The organism is Coprothermobacter platensis DSM 11748 (genome assembly GCF_000378005.1).
Classification (GTDB): domain Bacteria; phylum Coprothermobacterota; class Coprothermobacteria; order Coprothermobacterales; family Coprothermobacteraceae; genus Coprothermobacter; species Coprothermobacter platensis.
Map to the genome: position 1 here is coordinate 22083 of NZ_KB899040.1, position 18124 is coordinate 40206.

The 18124-nt window shown below is 42.4% G+C and carries 17 protein-coding genes; 7 read left to right on the forward strand and 10 right to left on the reverse strand.

The features are described 5' to 3' along the window. Position 1: 1 nt before the first annotated feature. The 3 genes from mnmE to D890_RS0100095 are packed head-to-tail and all read right to left on the reverse strand — an operon-like array spanning position 2 to position 3748. Positions 2-1300 (reverse strand): tRNA uridine-5-carboxymethylaminomethyl(34) synthesis GTPase MnmE, encoded by a 1299-nt coding sequence (mnmE, locus tag D890_RS0100085; protein WP_018962486.1) that lies wholly within the window; start codon positions 1298-1300, stop codon positions 2-4. Positions 1301-1308: 8 nt separating this feature from the next. Further along, positions 1309-2214 (reverse strand): hypothetical protein, encoded by a 906-nt coding sequence (locus D890_RS0100090; protein WP_018962487.1) that lies wholly within the window; start codon positions 2212-2214, stop codon positions 1309-1311. A gap of 22 nt (positions 2215-2236) precedes the next feature. Further along, complete coding sequence (locus D890_RS0100095) at positions 2237-3748, reverse strand: MBL fold metallo-hydrolase (RefSeq protein ID WP_018962488.1); 1512 nt, start codon at positions 3746-3748, stop codon at positions 2237-2239. A 124-nt stretch (positions 3749-3872) separates the two neighbouring features. Between D890_RS0100095 and D890_RS07745 the strand changes: the two genes are divergently transcribed. After that, positions 3873-4793: a thermonuclease family protein gene (locus D890_RS07745; protein ID WP_018962489.1), complete on the forward strand. Its 921-nt coding sequence runs from the start codon at positions 3873-3875 to the stop codon at positions 4791-4793. Positions 4794-4861: 68 nt separating this feature from the next. On the opposite strand, the gene D890_RS0100105 is transcribed toward D890_RS07745, so the two are convergent. From D890_RS0100105 to D890_RS0100115, 3 genes are all read right to left on the reverse strand, one after another. Next, the gene (locus D890_RS0100105; RefSeq protein WP_018962490.1) at positions 4862-6541 is read right to left on the reverse strand and encodes a hypothetical protein; all 1680 of its coding nucleotides are present in this window, start codon (positions 6539-6541) and stop codon (positions 4862-4864) included. Then, entirely contained in the window at positions 6538-8562 is a 2025-nt protein-coding gene (locus D890_RS0100110; RefSeq protein ID WP_018962491.1) for an efflux RND transporter permease subunit, read from the reverse strand. The genes D890_RS0100105 and D890_RS0100110 overlap by 4 nt, the downstream gene beginning before the upstream one ends. Before the next feature lie 97 nt (positions 8563-8659). Continuing rightward, positions 8660-10021: an MATE family efflux transporter gene (locus D890_RS0100115; RefSeq protein WP_245533106.1), complete on the reverse strand. Its 1362-nt coding sequence runs from the start codon at positions 10019-10021 to the stop codon at positions 8660-8662. Between the two features lie 103 nt (positions 10022-10124). On the opposite strand from D890_RS0100115, the gene D890_RS07440 reads away from it, so the two are divergent. Continuing rightward, complete coding sequence (locus D890_RS07440; protein WP_169333490.1) at positions 10125-10727, forward strand: IMPACT family protein; 603 nt, start codon at positions 10125-10127, stop codon at positions 10725-10727. An 8-nt stretch (positions 10728-10735) separates the two neighbouring features. Here D890_RS07440 and D890_RS0100125 read toward each other — a convergent pair whose 3' ends face one another. Together D890_RS0100125 and D890_RS0100130 are read right to left on the reverse strand one after the other, a co-directional pair. Continuing rightward, positions 10736-11266: a chromate transporter gene (locus D890_RS0100125; RefSeq protein ID WP_018962494.1), complete on the reverse strand. Its 531-nt coding sequence runs from the start codon at positions 11264-11266 to the stop codon at positions 10736-10738. Next, on the reverse strand, positions 11224-11781 hold the full coding sequence (locus tag D890_RS0100130) for a chromate transporter (RefSeq protein ID WP_026291253.1): 558 nt from the start codon (positions 11779-11781) through the stop codon (positions 11224-11226). Before D890_RS0100130 ends, D890_RS0100125 begins: the two co-directional genes overlap by 43 nt. Positions 11782-11825: 44 nt before the next feature. On the opposite strand from D890_RS0100130, the gene D890_RS0100135 reads away from it, so the two are divergent. The 4 genes from D890_RS0100135 (at position 11826) to ltaE (ending at position 15922) form a co-directional block, all read left to right on the forward strand. Next, complete coding sequence (locus tag D890_RS0100135; RefSeq protein ID WP_018962496.1) at positions 11826-12488, forward strand: cytochrome c biogenesis CcdA family protein; 663 nt, start codon at positions 11826-11828, stop codon at positions 12486-12488. A 28-nt stretch (positions 12489-12516) separates the two neighbouring features. Beyond that, positions 12517-13365: a DMT family transporter gene (locus D890_RS0100140; RefSeq protein ID WP_018962497.1), complete on the forward strand. Its 849-nt coding sequence runs from the start codon at positions 12517-12519 to the stop codon at positions 13363-13365. Positions 13366-13489: 124 nt separating this feature from the next. Then, complete coding sequence (locus D890_RS0100145) at positions 13490-14740, forward strand: Glu/Leu/Phe/Val family dehydrogenase (RefSeq protein ID WP_018962498.1); 1251 nt, start codon at positions 13490-13492, stop codon at positions 14738-14740. Positions 14741-14881: 141 nt separating this feature from the next. Then, positions 14882-15922: a low-specificity L-threonine aldolase gene (ltaE, locus tag D890_RS0100150; RefSeq protein ID WP_040363469.1), complete on the forward strand. Its 1041-nt coding sequence runs from the start codon at positions 14882-14884 to the stop codon at positions 15920-15922. A gap of 341 nt (positions 15923-16263) precedes the next feature. On the opposite strand, the gene D890_RS0100155 is transcribed toward ltaE, so the two are convergent. Next, positions 16264-17181 carry a GNAT family N-acetyltransferase gene (locus tag D890_RS0100155; protein WP_018962500.1) on the reverse strand — a complete coding sequence of 306 codons (918 nt, stop codon included), beginning with the start codon at positions 17179-17181 and terminating at the stop codon, positions 16264-16266. A gap of 38 nt (positions 17182-17219) precedes the next feature. Here D890_RS0100155 and D890_RS08015 point away from each other — a divergent pair, with 38 nt between their 5' ends. Beyond that, complete coding sequence (locus tag D890_RS08015; protein ID WP_018962501.1) at positions 17220-17402, forward strand: hypothetical protein; 183 nt, start codon at positions 17220-17222, stop codon at positions 17400-17402. On the opposite strand, the gene D890_RS0100165 is transcribed toward D890_RS08015, so the two are convergent. Next, positions 17397-18047, reverse strand: a complete 651-nt coding sequence (locus tag D890_RS0100165) for a metallophosphoesterase family protein (protein ID WP_018962502.1) — start codon at positions 18045-18047, stop codon at positions 17397-17399. The two genes, D890_RS08015 and D890_RS0100165, sit on opposite strands and share 6 nt — an antisense overlap. Positions 18048-18124 lie beyond the last annotated feature (77 nt).

Consider the following 18124-nt stretch of genomic DNA (forward strand, 5'->3'; position numbering starts at 1 on the left):
TTTATTTGCCAATACAAAAGTTGGAAAAAACAGTGGACAAGAGATCTTCCTCTACATCTCCATCAGTGATTGTGGTTATGTTTCTCAGAGCGGAAAAAAGGTCATCAGCGGCTACTTCGGCATATATGTTCAGATGTTCCAAAGCGTCCGAAATATCTCTTTGCGTTTTCTCAAGGAGCTGCAACTGTCTCTGACTTACCAGCAACTTCGGTGGTCTGTTCACATTCATGAAACGATTTATGCTATCCACCAAATCCTTTATGCCAGTTTTGTCTTTTGCACTGACGAATGATGCATCTTTGTGTTGGAGAGGGCTTTTCCCTGCATCGACCTTGTTGCCTACCACTAAAACTCTGTCATTCTTGATAAGGTGAAATACATGCTCATCTGCTTCGGTCCACCCTTCGCACGCATCATATAAGAAGACCACCAAATCAGCTTCGTTTATCTTGTTTAACGCCAGCTTGACACCCTCCTGTTCCACTGGATCATCGCTTTGGCGCAGCCCCGCTGTATCAACGACGTTCACTGGTATTTTTCCCAGAACGGTGTACTGTTCTACATAATCACGTGTTGTCCCTGGTATGTGTGAAACGATAGAGCGTTCTTGCCCGACCAAGGCATTCATGAGAGATGATTTTCCCACATTGGGCCGTCCAGCTATGACTACATTGATGCCTTTTCGCAAAACCTGAGCTGTTCTCGCATTTTCTATGAGTTCGCTGCACACCTGAAGGAGGTCTTTGAGTTCATTTTCTACACTGCTTTCTTCTACATCTTCTGGAAAATCCATGGCGGCTTGAAGCTTAGATAGCACATTAAGCACATGTTCTCTTAAATTACCTATGGCTTTACTTAGTCCACCATTGAGTGTCGTTTCCCCAGCCTGTAAAAGTTCTGTGCTTCTCGCCAATATGAGGTCGTTAACAGCTTCCGCTTGCGTTAAATCCATCTTACCGTTCATGAATGCTCTAAAAGTGAATTCTCCCGGTGCTGCAGGCTGCATACCGCTATCCAAGAGCGTCTCCATAAGGAGTTGCGCAATGAGTGGATTGCCATGACAGCTTATTTCGACCATTTCTTCGCCTGTATAGGAAAAAGGCTCCGGATACCATGTGACTACTATTTGATCTTCCACCTTATCAGAGTGAAATCGTCTTAGATGGGCATAACGCGGCTTAGTAAGTTTTTTATCTAAGAATGTTTCCACAATGGACTTACAGCCACTTCCTGAAATGCGTATGGTATGAAGTGCTCCGACACCCCAGGGAGTGGCTAAAGCAATAATAATCTGGTCCAACTTATGAACTACCTGCCAAAGGATACTTGGCTTTCCAAGAAATTAGAAAGCCATTGTGAACTACCCAAGGACGCAAGTACGATAAGGACTGACGCTGCTGCGAAGTAGTTCATATATACCACAATGCCTCCGATGACCCATAACCATGGACTTTTTACGGCTTTTCTGACGGAACTAATACCGTATCCTACCATGCGTATTATGAGGACCCAAAAGGCTATCCAAGAGAAAGCCCATATGATGGTAAAGATCACACTGGAATAGGATGGTATGGCATTCACTGCCGCGTCCAAGAAAAGCTGACCCACCAGATCTATGAAAAAGTAAGCTGCGCCTAAGAAAACTGCTCCTACTGCAGAAGATAGTATGCTTCCCCAACTAATTGCAAAACCAGGAACGCTATCAGTTAAGAACCCCCAAATAACGCCTAATACTAAGAAACCGAGAACGCCGTATTTTGCTACGCTAGAGAAAGGTTTGAGCAAATAGTAGAATAAATCATTTCCAGGCATGGCCATGGTATTTACTGTTGCATTTGATTGATTTACCACATGTGAACCAATTAAAATAATGGGAATAATGCCTTCGCTGCCAGGTGCTATGTAAACATCTGAACCCGCAGCTGTAATGCCATACCATGTTTTTCCAGAAAGCGTCAGATCTCCGAATTGTACAGAACCATTGGATAGCGTTGTGATAACGGTGCTCTGACCACCATACTGGCTGTAATCCATTAAATAACCGTTAGGAGAAACTGTGTCCGGCTCGCTTCTCCAGTAACCGGCGTAATTAGCAAACCCAAACTCATTTCCTACTACCAGTGATGCATGTGTGGAAGAAGGTACAACAACACATGCTAAAAGGGTTAGCAGGATGAAAATGCCAAATAGATGCTTCTTTTTACGGGAACTCATAAACTCCCACCTCCTGAAGAGGTCATGCTTCTTGCTCTAAGCTCTCTAACAAAGCAGAAAGCACTTGCTCCACGAGTTTTCTTTTCTGTGGATATTTTGCCACAAAATCGTCAATTTTTTGCCCTATAGACTGCGTTTCTGGAGCAGGTATCGCTGCCCTTTCTTTTCTGCCTTTTAGTGCTAAGGTCTGACGCCGAGATGGGACTACACTGTTATAACCCAAAGTATTGAGCGAAAGAGCTAAAGATTTCGCAGGTTGGGGTTCACCGTGTGTTACCACAAAAGAGGTAGTAGAAGGAAAGTTTTTCGCCCAAGTAATGAGATCGTTTGCGTCAGCGTGGGATGAAAAGCCGTTTATTGTATGCAGTTGGGCCCTTACCGCTATGTCTTCACCCATAATCTTCACATTTTTTGCTCCGTCTATGATAGATCTGCCCAGTGTTCCTATGGCTTGATAACCTACAAATATGACATGGTTTTTAGGATTCCATAAGCCGTGTTTGAGATGATGGAGTATGCGTCCGCCTGTGCACATGCCTGAACCAGCCATAATGAGGGCGTGTGTTAGCTCGTTAAGTTCCTTGCTCTCTTGTGCCGTATCAACATAGTGCAAATCAAGTTTCTGCTGGTCCATACCCTTGAAGAAATCAGCTAAATGGGGCAGCAAGTAATCTGGATAGCTGCTGTAAACAGAAGTAATTCTTCCTCCCAAGGGCGAGTCAAAGTACATTGGCATTCCAGAAAGCTCATGCATGCTATCGCGGAGCAAATACAATTCATAAATAATACGCTGAGCTCTGTCCACCACGAATGTTGGGATGAGTACTTTTGATTTATCTCTCAATGCCGCGCTCAATGCATCTCTGAATTCATCCCTGGTTTCTTTCACATTCTTATGATTTCTATCTCCGTAGGTGGACTCAATTACAACATAGTCTGCATCATCGAATGCGTAAGGAGGAGGTTCCAATACGGTTTCTTGCGGTCCCAAATCACCTGAGAAAACAACGCGTATTCCCTGTGAGTAAACATCTATGCTACTTGCACCCAGTATGTGGCCTGAAGAACGAAATGTGAAATTAAAATTGTCGAACTTCTCGCTATTGTTCCATTCTACAGGTACAAAGAGTTTGCTCGCTTTATCTGCATCGTCATCGTTAAAAAGGAGTTCTACAGGAGGTTTATCTTGCCTGCGCCTTTTTCTGTCTGTACGTTCTTTGTCTTCTTTCATGAGCTTTAATGTGTCTTCCCAAAGAAGCTTAGTAAGCTCAATAGTGGGAGGGGTTGCAAAAATTGGACCACGAAAACCGTTTTTTACCAATACAGGGATTCTACCTGAATGGTCTAAATGGGCGTGGGTGAGCAAAAGTGCACTGACATCTTGAGGGTTCAGTCCCAGGGGTTGGTAGTTCCAATCTTCTTCTTGCCCTTGGAACATCCCGAAATCTATTAGAATTTTCTTATCTTCGTTTTGTAATAGATAACTGGAGCCCGTGACTTCCTGGGCTGCACCTAAAACTGTTAGTTCCAACATAAATAACCACCTCGCTTTAGAAAATGATAATTCAAAAAGGTGAAATTTCGGTAAAGGATAACTTTATTGATAACCCTTTTTCAGGCATAATACATCGTAAGGTGTGTATAATCCAAATTAGATCATGATTAGAGCAGTATTAAAAAAGAAATATTTTTCTTTCATATTGGTCTTATGCTTTTTGTTTCTTGCCGGATGCACGAGCACTGTTCAGATTCCCAATAATGTGCAAGACAATATGCAAGAAGAGGCTTCAACGGCAGAAAACAGTATTGAGACAGCATCGGTAGATATCTCTAATGGCTCTAATGCCAATGCATGTTCATATGAAGCGCTGCGTGTTGTTGATGGCGACACATTGGAACTGTCAGTACTCGGAACGGTTAGATTAATTGGCATTAATGCCCCAGAACTCAGCCATCCTTCTTTAAGAATAAAAGAAGAGCCTTATGGCATGGAAGCAAAAGCATATTTGGAAAAGCTCGTTAGTGGAAAGAACCTGTGTGTAACGTTTGACGTTCAGGAAAAAGATACTTACAACAGGTTTTTGGTTTATTTATGGTTGGGTGACCCCCATAGCAGTGAACCCCAAAAGTATATGGTTAATGCACTTATGGTGGAAAATGGTTTCGCTTTGGTAGACACTATGCCACCAAATGTAGCATATGCTGAACTATTCACGCAACTTCAAACAAAGGCACGTACACAAGGGAATGGCTTGTGGGCGCATTCAAAAATGAACTTGAAGATCACATCGTTGGACCTTTCAGCAGAAGAGGTGACCATAAGAAACAATATGAGCACTTCTGTAAACTTGAAAGGTTTTACTATAGTAAGCACAAAAGGTGTAGAAAGTTTTTCTTTACCTGACTATGTACTAAAACCCAATGCCTACGTTGTTCTTAAGACAGGGCCAAAATCTTGTAATGTTACAAACTGCTTAAAACTTGGTTCTTCCTATGTTTGGAATAATGATGGCGATGGCGTAATTCTTTACGACGCTAACGATCTTCTGGTTGACCAGCTTTTCGTAAAATCGAAATAAAGAAGGCTTCGCCCAACAAACACTATGTCAAGGCGAAGCCTTCAACCATGATACTTTATATGCTCTTGTTAATCTTCGACTTTTATAACAAACATAACTTTGCCGTCGGCACCCGATGGCAAACCGCTGAATGTTTTGTAGTTATCTGCTAATGTTTTGGCTTTTTCAAGATTTTGCGTTTGGCTGTAGAAGGATTCATAAGCTTGATTTGCCCCTTGGGACATTTGCCTTAGACCATTAGATAGCTCATTCATGGGCGGTATTGTCTGACCGTTTAACGTGCCACCTTTTACCAATGTTGTCAAAGCTGTTTTTAGGTCAAGCATGCCTGTACTCAATTGTTTTTGCATGGTGGCAATGCCTGTTTTTAATTGGCTGCTAACATCAGCCATGGCAGGAAGTGTTTTGCCCTGTAGGGTTCCGCCGTTAACCACCACGCCTAAGGTGTTTCGCATGGTGAGCAAGCCGCTACTTAAACTATTGAGTGTGTTCATTTGGCTCGCTGTTTGGTCTATAGCCTGAGCCATTTGAGTAATACCTAAGTTTAATTGCTGCAGAGAGGTCTGAAGAGTGGACATGGGTGGTACGAAACCTGAAGGTAAAGTTGCGCCTTTTGTCATAGCCTGTAAAAGTAGTTGTTGCTGACCCATAAGCTGAAGGATTTGATCTTTTCCCTGAAGTTGTGGTTGTAACGATAACGCATTGGTTACCTGCTGATTTATAGCTAAGCTTTGAGATGCTAACCCCATATAGGCATTTACTAAGGTTTCAAGACCGCTTATGGCTGATGCTGTCTGCTCCAGTGGTTGCTTTAGTGTCTTTATACCATCTACTGCTTTTGGCAGCATGGCAATTTGCGTCGGATCCAGCGCTTGATACATCTGTCCCAAAATTTGCCTGTAAGCATCCAGCAAAACAGTAACGTTTTCTAAACTACTCAAGTCCACATTGGTTTGAATAGCGCTTGACATTTTTGTCAATGCTTGACTGTAGCCATCGATTCCCTTTGCCATGGCGTTTAATGCTGTAGCCATATCCTTAAGGTTTGACATGTTAGGGAGCTCAACACTCATTAAGGTAGGAACCACACTTAGAGAGATGGTAGGATTGTTTTTCTTTATGGCAACATAGCTGATCGTAGCGGTTCCCTTATCGTTCAATACTTGGAGCATCAACGTTGCCATTGCTTTAGAACCTACATAGCTAACGTTTCCGCTACTTACAGTTACGTCTTTTACCGATGGACCATCTAAGGTAAGACTCATGTTGACAAGCCATGGAAGATAAATGTTATTCTGCTTGTAGTAATTCGTGAAATCCACGCCAATTGTAACTGTTCCCGTGGCTTCGTTGAGATTACTAAGTGAAGCACTCTTACCATTTACTAAGATATTCAATTTCACCTTAAACGGTAAGTCTTTATTGACATTGCTTCTGTAGAAAATATCCGCTAAGCCATCGGATGTTCCTTTAATCGTAAGACCTGAATCACTCTTAGTAATAGTTGCATCGCCTATAAGAATTTCAGGCGATTGAGCATTCTGTACGGGATCAACTACCTCAAAATTACCTTCACCTTGTACTCTGAGCCAATCTACAGAAATGACATTCTTTATTTCGCCATCTGTTTTTTGTATGACGTAGACGTTTTCATAATCGGAGAGCTTAGGAGAAGCATTGGCAGAAGTTATGGGTAAGAACGAAAGAGCCAACGCAGCCAAAAGGGCTATAAGTTTTTTGCTTTTCATGCTTTCACGCTCCTTCCAAAAAGGAATTTCTGAAATATCTTAAATGCTGTAGGAAGTAAGAAAATAACGACCAAACCAGATATGATGGCACCACGAGCTAAGCCCCCCATTATCTGACTAAGTCCAGATATGTCTGTCAGCACTGCTGAAGGCAAACTCATCAGGAAGAAGGTGCTAGCGCTTACAAATATAGAAGGTGCTGCACCTCTTATGGCTACGTCCAATGGGTTTTCTTCGCCTTGCTCAACTGCTTCCTCGAAGCGTGTTGCAGAGAGAACAGCATAATCTATGGTTGAGCCTAATTGAACCGTGGAAAGGGTGATTGGAACCATGAATGTGACAGCTTGGAACCATCCAGCGCTCCAGAGGTTGAACTGTACAGCAGCTTCTATGACGCCCATAAGTAAAAGCGAAAGCCACACATTTCTGAAACCCGCCAGAAGTATCAAGAAGATGAGCAGCAGTGTAATCCAACCGGTCTTGGTATTATCTTGCATACTTATTTGCTTGATATCATCTATGGCAATAGACATGCCTGTAACGTAGTTTTTGCCAGGCAAACCATTGATGATATTCTCTATTTGAGCTCGGAGTTCCTCCGCCTGAGGTGTGTCAGGTTTGACTTTTGTGTTTACAATGGCGTATACATACTGATCACTGCTGAAGGAATTGAGCACAGAAGAAGGAAGCATTTCTTGTGGTATGGCCTGGTCAAGCATGGTTGCCGGATTTAGGACGCTCTGCACCAGTGGTAGATTCTTAATTGATTTGAGCGCTGCGGTGTAATTGCTATTCTTATCTAAGAGAACCATCCATGTATCGTAGTTTTGGAATTCCTTCTGATATTCCTGCTGCAGTTTCATGGAACTAAGTTGGCTGGGTATGAATACATCGTTTGAGTAAGTGATTTTTGTTCTTGTGCCTCCCCAAAAAGCAACCGTGACAAACACAAGAAGCACAATAAAAAGTGGAACCAATACTTTTTCAACAGTAGCGGCGATGTTACCGAAGATATTTTCAAGATTGAGCGTCTTCCAGACAAATTTTCCTTCAAAGGAAAGAAGAAGAGCAGGAAGAAGCGTAATGCTGGACAAGAAGGACAGCGCAACACCCCTGAGCAGTAGCCAACCTATGTCCTGACTTATAGTGAGTGTGGCAAAGGTGAGAGCAAAGAACCCTGCTATAGTGGTGAGTGCAGAAAGAGATATGGCCTTAATGGTAGTGATCAACGCTGATTCCATGGCTTCATCGTCATTGCGGGTTTTTCGTTCTTCTTCATAACGGTGGTACAAGAACAATGCATAATCGTAGGAGACAGCTAATTGTAAAACCTCTACAATAACATCCACGAGATAGAATGTGCTTTGTTTAAGTATTCCTGAAATACCCAGGTTTATCAATACTCCAGCAGCCATGGACACTACTATGAGTATGGGGGTAAGGGGTTTATCAAAATAGAACAGGAGGAACAAGAACACCAAAAGCAGACCTAAACCAAAATAAAGCATGGGCTTGCCTGCGAAGTAGTTCTTTACCTCCTCCATTTGCGTGTCTGTGGAGATAATTTTTGCATTTGCTGGCAAAAAGCTCTTCAGCTGACTTGTAATATTACCGATTTCTCCAGTTGTAGCAGTGGTTTGTACGACCACGTTATAGTCGTTACCTTTAACCCACGTGCTTGCATCTTCTGGATATAGTTCTCTTGGTGTTGCCGGATCAATAGTGGTTCCAAGCCACGAAACGTTGATTACTTTCGGAATTTGCTTGATTCTGTCAACGGCTGCGCTAACTTCTGAAAGGCTGCCATTTTTCCAATAAATAGTAATGGATTCGCCGACCTGCATTTCGTCATTTAGTATTCGCATAGCTTCGATAGATGGTACGTTTTTTGGTAGTGCGCTTGTGATATCGTAGTTCATCGTCTTGCTCTGCATAGCAAAGAATGACAAAACAGCTAAAATCAAATACAGAGCAATAATAAATTTCCTGTACTTCACGACAAAATGTGCAAAGCCTTGCAATGTATCACCTCCACCATAGCATTTATAGTGACGCGTGATAGAATTAGCCAGCGTCAAGGTAAGATATACCCGTATTATGACAGTGTTAAGCTAATGGTCAATCAAAAAAGTGATTGTCTACAAGTTTTTTGTGCGCATTCCAGTAGTACCAGTGCAATACAAGTGCCAGCAAACTGTTCAGTGTTGTAAGCCAAAAGGCCGTTGTAGGTGTCATCTTTAACACGACCAAAAGTAGGTAAAGCATGGGAGCATAAAAAAGCCATTGGCATATGCTGTTAAGTATGAAGGGCAACTTGGTGTTGTTATAAGCCTGAAAATAACTGATAAAAATAGACGTGCCATAAGTAAGCAAAGGTACAGCCGCCATTATTCTTAATGCAGCCACAGATAGCGGCATCAAGGTTGGATCTTTTACTTGAAAGAGTGCCAGTATGGGAGAGGGAGCAGCCAAACAGATAATTGCAAAAATACCCAGCATCCACATGCCTATACGTATGCAGTAGTGAACAAATGTGCGAACCCTGTCATGCAAGTTTGCCCCAACGTTTTGCGCCATTATGGGTGTGGATATGAGTGCTATGGAGGAAAGTACTGTATTGGGTATCTGCACAATGCGGTTAAACACTTGAAGGGCAGCAAAGACGGGTATGGATACGGCATTGATAATACGCTGTGTTAAGACGCTTACTACGACAGAGGAAAGGTTGCTTAAACCCGCGTAGAATCCTACTTTAAAAACCTCAATACCTACTTGGGTGAACTTAATACCTTGAAGGATGTTTGTTGGTAACTCATATGCTGGCGATGCAATGAAGATGAATGCGCCTATGTCCCCTATGATCCAGCTGATAAGATAAGCCCATCCAGCACCTGCCAACCCGAATGCGGGAAATATCCATAGTCCCTTGATAAGGAAAATATCTAAGAGCATATTGGCGGCTGTTTGCAAAAGCATGAACCACATAGCCCATACAGTTTGCCCAGTTGCCCGAAAAAACGTATAGGTAGAATAACCTGCCATGGCGAAAGGCACACCAAGAAGGAATGGAAGAGCATACGAATAAGCTATGGGGAGGATGTCGGAGCGTGCACCTAACAAAGAAAGCAGTGTTTCCAAGAAAGGAAAGCACAAGAGCACAAGAACTAATGCGCCAAAGAACTTGCCGTAAGTAGTTTCTTTAAGAGCCAGTTTTGCTTTTTCATAATCTTTGCGCCCAATGTAGTTTGCCATTACAATAACTGAGCCAGTCCCCCATGCCTCGTTGTATATGAAGATGAGGCTAACCAACATGTTTACGATGCCAGCCGCTGCAATAGCATTTGTGCCTAAAGCAGCAATGAGGGCTAATTCTATGGCTGGAAGCGCATTTGAAAACAGTGACCCTATCATGTTCGGAAGAGCCATGGACCACAAAACACGCTTTGGTTCACCTTGCGTCATCTGTTCTTGGGCATTCATAAGTGAAGTCTATCATGCAGAATGCGTTTATGAAATAGGGAGCAAAGAGATTTTTTCAAAAAGACAAGGTGATAATTTCATTAGAGAAAGGAGAAGAAAACGTTTGGAGACATGGTCTGTTAAAGGCTTGTCATCATTTCGACAAGTGGTAAAGCGTTCTGAATTTATCAGCTATGCGAAGGCCGTATTCACTGAAGAAGATGTGAAACTGTTTCTCCAAGATGTTAGAGACATGCACCCAAAAGCTAACCATTGGGTATGGGCTTACAGAATAGGGGAAACACTATTCTCCAGTGATGCCGGAGAACCTCCAGGCAGTGCTGGAGCGCCTGTGCTTAATGCCATAAAGAGTTCAAAACTGGATGACGTTATGGTCGTTGTAGTGAGGTATTTCGGCGGAATTCTCTTGGGTGTCAAGGGTCTCATAAGTGCTTATCATTCCACAGCCAAAGGTGTTTTAGATGCGGCGCCAAAAGGTAGAGTTACGCGTTTGCGTGAAGCAAAGCTGACAATGGATTACCAAGTTTATGCTAAGCATTATGATTTACTAAAAAAGCTAACAAATGATGTGCAGTCAACGTTTGAACAGGAAGCGACATTGTTGTGTTGGATAGAAGCGGAACGCGTTACTGAGCTGCTGGATGTGGCAGCACAAAACAGTATAGAAGTAAACTGGACAGGTAAGGAACGCATATCAGTAACATGAGACGCACATTAATGAACAAAGAAATAAATTAGTTCCCCTATTAAACCGCATATGAGCAAGATAGCGGCACTATTTAATTTCGTAGTTTGCTTCAAAATTAAAGCAAAGATGAAAATTCCAACAGCGTAAAAATCGGTTATGGAAGACTGCAAAATGCTGAGGGTGGCAGCGGTAACTAATCCGAAAGTGAGCGGTGTTATGTTATCAAAGAACATGTCCAGATAGACAGGGTTAACCTTGCTGAGCAGACTGGACATGGAATAAACCAGAATAAACGGTATGGCGATGGAAGAAAAGGTGGATACGATACTTCCCCATACGCCACCCATGAGATAGCCTACAAATGTTGCTGTATTTATGGCTAAAGGTCCGGGAGTAACCTGAGATATGGCGAGTACATCTAAGAACTCTGTCTCCGTAAGCCATGCATACTGATTTACCACCATATAACGTATAAGAGCTACGATGGCGTAGCCACCGCCAAAAGAAAACAGGCCTATTTGTAAGAATGCTTTTGCGAGTTCAAGTAGAACATCCATACGAAAAGACCTCCTAAGTAGCCAAGGATTACCCAAGCTGGATTGATCTTAAAAGCGAAAATGATTACGGTTATAATTGCGACTAAAATAAGTGGACTTACCTTCCAGTGGCGTTTTGTAAACAATTGCCAAACGGCGGCAACCATAAGTGCGCCTACGGCTGGCCTGAGGCCAAAGAACAAACCCTGCACCCACCAAATGGTGTATGCCTGTCTAAAAAATATGGCTATCAGTAAAATGATTACAAGCGAAGGCAGTGTAGCACCTAAAGCAGCTATCAGCGAGCCTAAAAAACCTGCCAAGTTGTAACCGGAAGCCACAGCGAGGTTCACTGCAATGGGCCCCGGAAACACCTGAGCTATGGAAAGAAGTTTGAAAAAATCATCCTCGCTTATCCAGTGGCGTTTGCTGACTATCTCTTCAAGAAAAATGGGAACCATAACATATCCGCCACCTATGGTTAGCGCTCCCACTTTTAGAAAGACGAGAAAAAGATTTAGTAAACTAAAATTCATATTTCTATTATAAGTGCATATACGCTTACTGTAAAATAACTCCTATGGATACGCTTTCTTTTTGGGTCGTTCTTAGCGCTGCTTTGGCTGACAGCGTCAATCCTTGCGAAATTGGTATTCTTACCATGGCACTATTGCACATTATTTTTGCTTATGGCAAAGAAAAAGTATTGAGCGTAGGGCTAATGTTTTCTCTTGGTGTTGCCGTAAGCTATTATTTTTATGGTGTTTTTATCGCTTATGTATTTAGGTTTGTGCCATGGATAAGGATTATCGTCGGTATAGCAGCTATTGCCTTGGCTATTCCCCGGCTCATCTATGCGCTTAGAAACGAAGAATTGAAGCTTTCTCCTGCACCATTAAGACCGATGGTAAGTGGGCTTCTTCAAAAGGGTAATGTTTGGTTTGCTCTCCTCGCAGGATTGGTTGCTGGTTTCATTTTAATGCCCTGCAGTAGCGGACCTTACTATGTGATTTTGACTATGCTCAGCCATGATATTGTGGCTGTGCGATTGAAGGCTTATCTATGGCTTGCCTTATACAATTTGATTGTTATCCTTCCTCTGCTTGCTATTACCTTAGCAGCACACTTCTTTATTGATGTCACAAAAATACGTGAGTACAAAGACAGACTTGTTCCTATTATGGAGTTTGGCTCTTCCCTTATCTTGCTTGCTTTGGGTCTATATGTCTTGACCCAGATGTAGGAGCCTCAGCGGTCTTAAACTGATAACCATGGAAATGCACTGGATAGCGCTCTTTTTAGGTGTGCTTTTTTACTCTTCTTCGTCGCTTCTTATAAAGGCTACTTCAACGCTGCCCGTCACATTAGCTTTCTGGCGCGTTTTTTTAGCTACTTTAGTGGTCACACCGTTCTGGTTAAGAGATTCTATCGCATGGTGGCGAACCCACTTTTCATTGCCCATCATTGTAGCCAGTTTAGGTTTGACATTGGATTTTGTTTTGTGGTTTTTATCGTTGCGGTTTACGTCGGTGGCTCATGCAACATTCATTGTTAATATGGCTCCATTGTGGGTTGGGCTCATGAGCGGTGTTCTGCTCAGAGAGAAGATGTCCACCGCAGATTGGTTAGGGGTGTTTTTGGGTGTGTGTGGTGCTGGTATTATGAGCATTGGTAACGGTGTCCAAGGATTCAATAAGGGAGATTTTTTGGCTTTGGGTGCCAGCGGCGGTTTGGCTTTGTATTTGATAATGACGCGTATGGGAAATCGCAACATAAAGAGCAGCGTTTTCACATACAGTTTGTTTTTCTTGACTAGCACATTTCTCGGCTTTATCGATATCCTGTTAAAACAAGGTTTTGCCCTACATGGCCATGATTTTCCATTTGTCTTTGCCATGGCATTATTCCCTCAACTGGGCGGTAACACACTTGTAAATTATTCTTTGAGGTACTTGCCCGCATCTGTGGTATCTATCGGTCTGCTTGGAGAACCTATTATAGCTACCATAGCGTCTTTCCTCCTTTTTGGTGAGCCCATAACGTGGCAAGTTGTGGCGGGAGGGTTACTTATTTTTGGGGGTCTGTATGCAACAAATTATTACAAACAGATTAAGGCATAAGCACGCCTTTATCGGTTTATGCACGTAAGTAAAGAAGACATCTACTTTATGTCAGTTTTATGTTAAAATTAACTTGGTTTTAGAAGTGCATTTGTGTAAAATGTAACTGCTTGGAGGTGAACATATGGCAACAGAATCTCTGAACCCGCTGGTCAATGCACAAAAGCAGATCAAGAATGCATGTGACCTTCTTGGGCTAGATCCGTCAGTGTATGAAATGTTAAAAGAACCTGTGCGTGTTTTGGAAGTTTCCATTCCTGTTAAGATGGACGACGGTAGTCTTAAAGTTTTCAAGGGATGGAGATCTCAACACAACAACGCAGTAGGGCCGACAAAAGGCGGTATACGTTTCCACCAGAATGTTACATTGGATGAAGTAAAAGCTTTATCCATGTGGATGACATTTAAGTGCGGCGTAATCGGTTTGCCTTACGGTGGTGGCAAAGGTGGAGTCGTAGTCGATCCAACCAAGCTTTCTAAGAGAGAGCTTGAAGAACTTAGCCGCGGCTACATAAGGGCCATTGCAGATTTTGTGGGTCCTGAAGTAGATATTCCTGCCCCCGATGTGAACACTAACGCGGAAATTATGGCGTGGATGGTTGACGAATACAGCAAATTACAAGGTCATAACAGCTTCGGGGTTATCACCGGTAAGCCTCTTATTCTCGGTGGGTCAAAGGGCCGTACTGATGCAACTGGATACGGTGTGGCATTGACTGCAAGAGAAAGTGCTAAACGTCTTGGTATGGATTTTAATAAGTGCACTGTTGCCCTACAGGGCTTCGGTAACGTTGGAAGTTACAGTGGTCTATATCTTCACCGTTTAGGTGGTAAGGTAGTAGCTGTCACCGACGTGTTTGGAGGCATTTATAACAAGGAAGGCATAGACATTGACAGCTTGATGGACTATGTGAAAAAGACCGGCTCAGTAGTCAACTTCCCTGGGACTACGCCTATTACCAATGAGCAGCTCCTCACGTTGGATGTTGATATATTGGCTTTGTGCGCTTTGGAAAACCAGATTACTGCAGAAAATGCAGGAAGCATAAAAGCCAAGATGATTGTTGAAGGCGCAAACGGTCCAGTAACGCCTGAAGCAGATAAGATCCTTGATAGCAAGGGCATATTCTTAGCTCCAGACATTTTGGCGAACTCTGGTGGTGTTATGGTTTCTTACTTCGAGTGGGTACAGAACACATCAAATCTGTATTGGACCGAAGAAGAAGTAAAACAGCGTCAGGAGGCAGGCATGGTTGATGCCTTTAGGGCTGTTTATGACCTTTCGCAGCAGTATAAAGTGGATATGCGCACGGCAGCTTACATGATTTCTATTAAGCGCGTTTATGAAGCTATGAAAGCCAGAGGTTGGGTATAACTGGTTAAGTTAAGCTTCAGTCAATTAAATTGACCATTGAAGGGTGGCTTTAGTAAGCCACCCTATTTTTTTATTCTTATGCTGTTTCTAAAACGGGCATTTTTCAGGTTTAGAATTGGAGAAGAATAGTTTATAAGGAGGATGAGGAGTGTGGCATTTATCGATTTAAGGTCTGATACCGTTACATTACCCACAGAAGAAATGCGTAAAGCTATGGCAAATGCTGAAGTTGGTGATGATGTTTACGGAGAGGATCCCACAATTAATCGTTTAGAGAGTTTAGCCGCAGAAATCATGGGTAAAGAAGCTGCCATGTTTGTTCCTTCAGGAACTATGGGAAATCAAGTAAGCGTTATGACTCATACGAGACGCGGTGACGAAGTTATCATGGAAGCGGAGAGTCATGTTTATTATTACGAAGTGGGTGCTATGGCAGCTTTAAGCGGTGTTCAAGCTCGTCCTGTTCCTGGTGTGCGTGGCGTTATGAATCCGGAAGATGTAAAGAGGGCCATACGCGAACCCAACATACATTATCCAAAAACCACGCTTGTGGTTTTAGAGAATACCCATAATCGTGGCGGTGGGAAAGTACTTCCTTTAGAAAACGTTAAAACCATTTCTGAGATTGCTCACAGTAATGGAATAAATGTTCACATGGATGGAGCACGCATCTTCAACGCTCAAGTTGCCAGCGGTATTCCCGCAAAAGAATATGCACAGTATGCTGATTCCATTATGTTCTGCCTCTCTAAAGGTTTGTCCGCTCCCGTAGGTTCCATGGTTGCGGGCAGTAAAGACTTTATTGAAAGGGCAAGAAAAAATAGAAAAATGCTCGGTGGTGGCATGAGACAAGCAGGTATTTTGGCTGCGGCAGGGATAATAGCGCTTACAAAAATGGTGGATCGTTTGCAAGAGGATCATGACCACGCAAAACTGTTGGGCGAGAAGCTCCATGAAATGGGATACGGGGTGAATCCAGAAGATGTGGAAACCAATATGGTAGTGGTGGATGTAACCGTTGTAGGAAAAGATGTCCATGCTATGGAAAAAGAGCTGAAAGACAGGGGCATTCTTGCAAATGCAAACAGTAACAAAACGCTGCGTTTAGTCACTCACTATGGGATAACAGCAGAGGACATTACAAAAACTATCGATGCTTTTAACGATATCTTGAGGCAGTAGGTTCTCACCTACCTAATAGCGCTTTGATGTGAGCAAGAAACTTTTCTGCGGGCATGCCAATAATTACATTCTGCTGAAGTACAGACTGTCATAGCAGCAATAATGTGTGGAGTACTTAATGGCCTATGAGTTCCATTTTGCGGTGATACGTTGTAGTGGGTGCACAAAACAGATGAAAGGCCTCTTTGCAAAAGGGCAAGTTGTTTGCTCGCTACACAAAGAGGCTTACGCGTTTTATAGTACCATCCCAGTTAAATGTATCTAATAGTTTTATATGGAAATCAGCACGGCAGCATCTTTTTAGAATGCGTCCGTAAAACTTGTTCCGTAACGATGTTGGATCAGCGTCCTTTTATCATGCGTAGCCATTTGGGCTCGAAATACAGTGGAAAATATGGTACAGCTTTTCCTCCAAAAGATAACTTGAAATTGGCAAGACGAGGCAAGTTTATGGCACACCAGTCAAAATAATGATAACCTTCGCTTCTTAACTGTTCCAAGATAGAATACATCAACAATGGTGATGCACCTAAAGAAAGCCCTTCTGATGTGTTGCCTGATACGTAATAATAGGCGCCCTTTCCTTGTAAAAGGATGGCAGCAAAGCTAAGCAGACGGTCATCTTTTTTAGCTGTGTAAATTCTTATCATTTTCCCAAGTTTTGGCAGAGCCATAAAAAATGTTTTTGGATAAGGTACCTCTATGGATTTACGATTAAATGTGCTCAAATAAACATCCCAAAGTGGTTCCATATCGTCAGTTTGCTCAACAGTAATTTGTTCTTTTTGTGCTTTATAAATGATATTTCGCTGTTTTTGATCTACTTTCATGATATTGAAGTCTGCCAGTTCATTAATGGCTGTATATAACACCTGAGCTCCGAAGTTTTCACGCTGGAACCCTCTTATATCTTGAAAGAAATTAGTTGCCGTTATGTAATGGATTACGGAGAAGTTCTTTTTTAGGTATTGTGCTAAAGCAATTTCAGATTCCAAGAGCTTTCTGTAGTTCATCTGGGTATATACAAGGGGCATATAGGTCATAGGAGGAGCAGGCCTAACTTGTTTGCCGACTTTTCTTAGCGCTGCGCCCATGAATATGTTACCTGAAGAAACCACAGATAACGTAAAGGTTTCTCCTTCATAACATTCGTCAATTAATCTCAAAAAAGCATTCGTTGCGAAAGGTGATGGGCATTCCAATTTGTCAATGAAAGTCTCCCAATTTTGGTGGTTCTCAACTATTTCAAAAGTAGCCATAATCTACGGTTATAAGTTTAGCAAAGAAGTGTTTACTCATGAAGAACCTTTATGGCTCGGATACAAAACAAGGTAGATTCTTGCATGTGATAATGGTTCAGTTATGGATGCTGGAACAGTTTTTCCTGGCAGGAAAGGGAATCCATGGCTGTGGAACCGTTCATCGAATAACGAAGAACTTTTTTGACCGCCGCTTTTTGGGGAACCTAATCATTTTATAGGTTCAGCAGAACTACTGCTTTGTGAAGAGGTAATGCCACATTGTAAATAAACATATTATCTTGATGAAAAATCCATTGGGGTGCGTAATGGCAATGTCCATGAATTATGGTCACTGTAGAAGTCCTTAATCTTTGGAATAACTTATCCGATGTAAGTTGCAACGGATAACTTACAGGGTCTATGGTATATGTGCCTACGGCGTAATGAGAAAGCACAATGCTGTGGGGGTGTGTCTGAACGAACCCATCAATGTTTTCTATGCGCTTCTCATAGATTTTTTCTATACCGGGGATAGATTTTGACTGCCACGGTGTAGGTTCATCCAATACACCCGTAGTTCCATAAATGTCAATGCCCTTTACTTGCACCGCTTCATCATCGAGCCACATAACATCGTTGTACTCACGTCTTAGCTTCCTCTTCGCGTTTTCAAATTCTTCGTTTCCAAAAACGCCTATTAGTGGGACTTCGGGCCAGTTTTTTCTTATTTCATCATGTACCAGATCAAAGGCACCTACGGCGCCACGTAAAATAAGGTCACCTGCGAGCAAAAATAAATCGGGTTCAGGCATTTTTCTTACACTGTCTATAAAAAACCCGATATATTTTGGGCTATGAATATCAGAACTCGCCGCTATAAGCATGATGTTCTTATTATAGAATCTTGAGCATTTAATACGATGCGCATCAGCTTTGTTTTAGAATTAAAAATATTCGCTTT

Bases quoted from the DNA above. Each gene is read 5' to 3' on its own strand.
- D890_RS0100090 (WP_018962487.1), bottom strand. From the start codon at position 2,214: ATGAGTTCCCGTAAAAAGAAGCATCTATTTGGCATTTTCATCCTGCTA.
- D890_RS0100095 (WP_018962488.1), bottom strand. From the start codon at position 3,748: ATGTTGGAACTAACAGTTTTAGGTGCAGCCCAGGAAGTCACGGGCTCC.
- D890_RS07745 (WP_018962489.1), top strand. From the start codon at position 3,873: ATGATTAGAGCAGTATTAAAAAAGAAATATTTTTCTTTCATATTGGTC.
- D890_RS0100105 (WP_018962490.1), bottom strand. From the start codon at position 6,541: ATGAAAAGCAAAAAACTTATAGCCCTTTTGGCTGCGTTGGCTCTTTCG.
- D890_RS0100115 (WP_245533106.1), bottom strand. From the start codon at position 10,021: ATGAATGCCCAAGAACAGATGACGCAAGGTGAACCAAAGCGTGTTTTG.
- D890_RS0100125 (WP_018962494.1), bottom strand. From the start codon at position 11,266: ATGGATGTTCTACTTGAACTCGCAAAAGCATTCTTACAAATAGGCCTG.
- D890_RS0100130 (WP_026291253.1), bottom strand. From the start codon at position 11,781: ATGAATTTTAGTTTACTAAATCTTTTTCTCGTCTTTCTAAAAGTGGGA.
- D890_RS0100135 (WP_018962496.1), top strand. From the start codon at position 11,826: ATGGATACGCTTTCTTTTTGGGTCGTTCTTAGCGCTGCTTTGGCTGAC.
- D890_RS0100140 (WP_018962497.1), top strand. From the start codon at position 12,517: ATGGAAATGCACTGGATAGCGCTCTTTTTAGGTGTGCTTTTTTACTCT.
- D890_RS0100145 (WP_018962498.1), top strand. From the start codon at position 13,490: ATGGCAACAGAATCTCTGAACCCGCTGGTCAATGCACAAAAGCAGATC.
- ltaE (WP_040363469.1), top strand. From the start codon at position 14,882: ATGAGGAGTGTGGCATTTATCGATTTAAGGTCTGATACCGTTACATTA.
- D890_RS0100155 (WP_018962500.1), bottom strand. From the start codon at position 17,181: ATGGCTACTTTTGAAATAGTTGAGAACCACCAAAATTGGGAGACTTTC.
- D890_RS08015 (WP_018962501.1), top strand. From the start codon at position 17,220: ATGAAGAACCTTTATGGCTCGGATACAAAACAAGGTAGATTCTTGCAT.
- D890_RS0100165 (WP_018962502.1), bottom strand. From the start codon at position 18,047: ATGCTTATAGCGGCGAGTTCTGATATTCATAGCCCAAAATATATCGGG.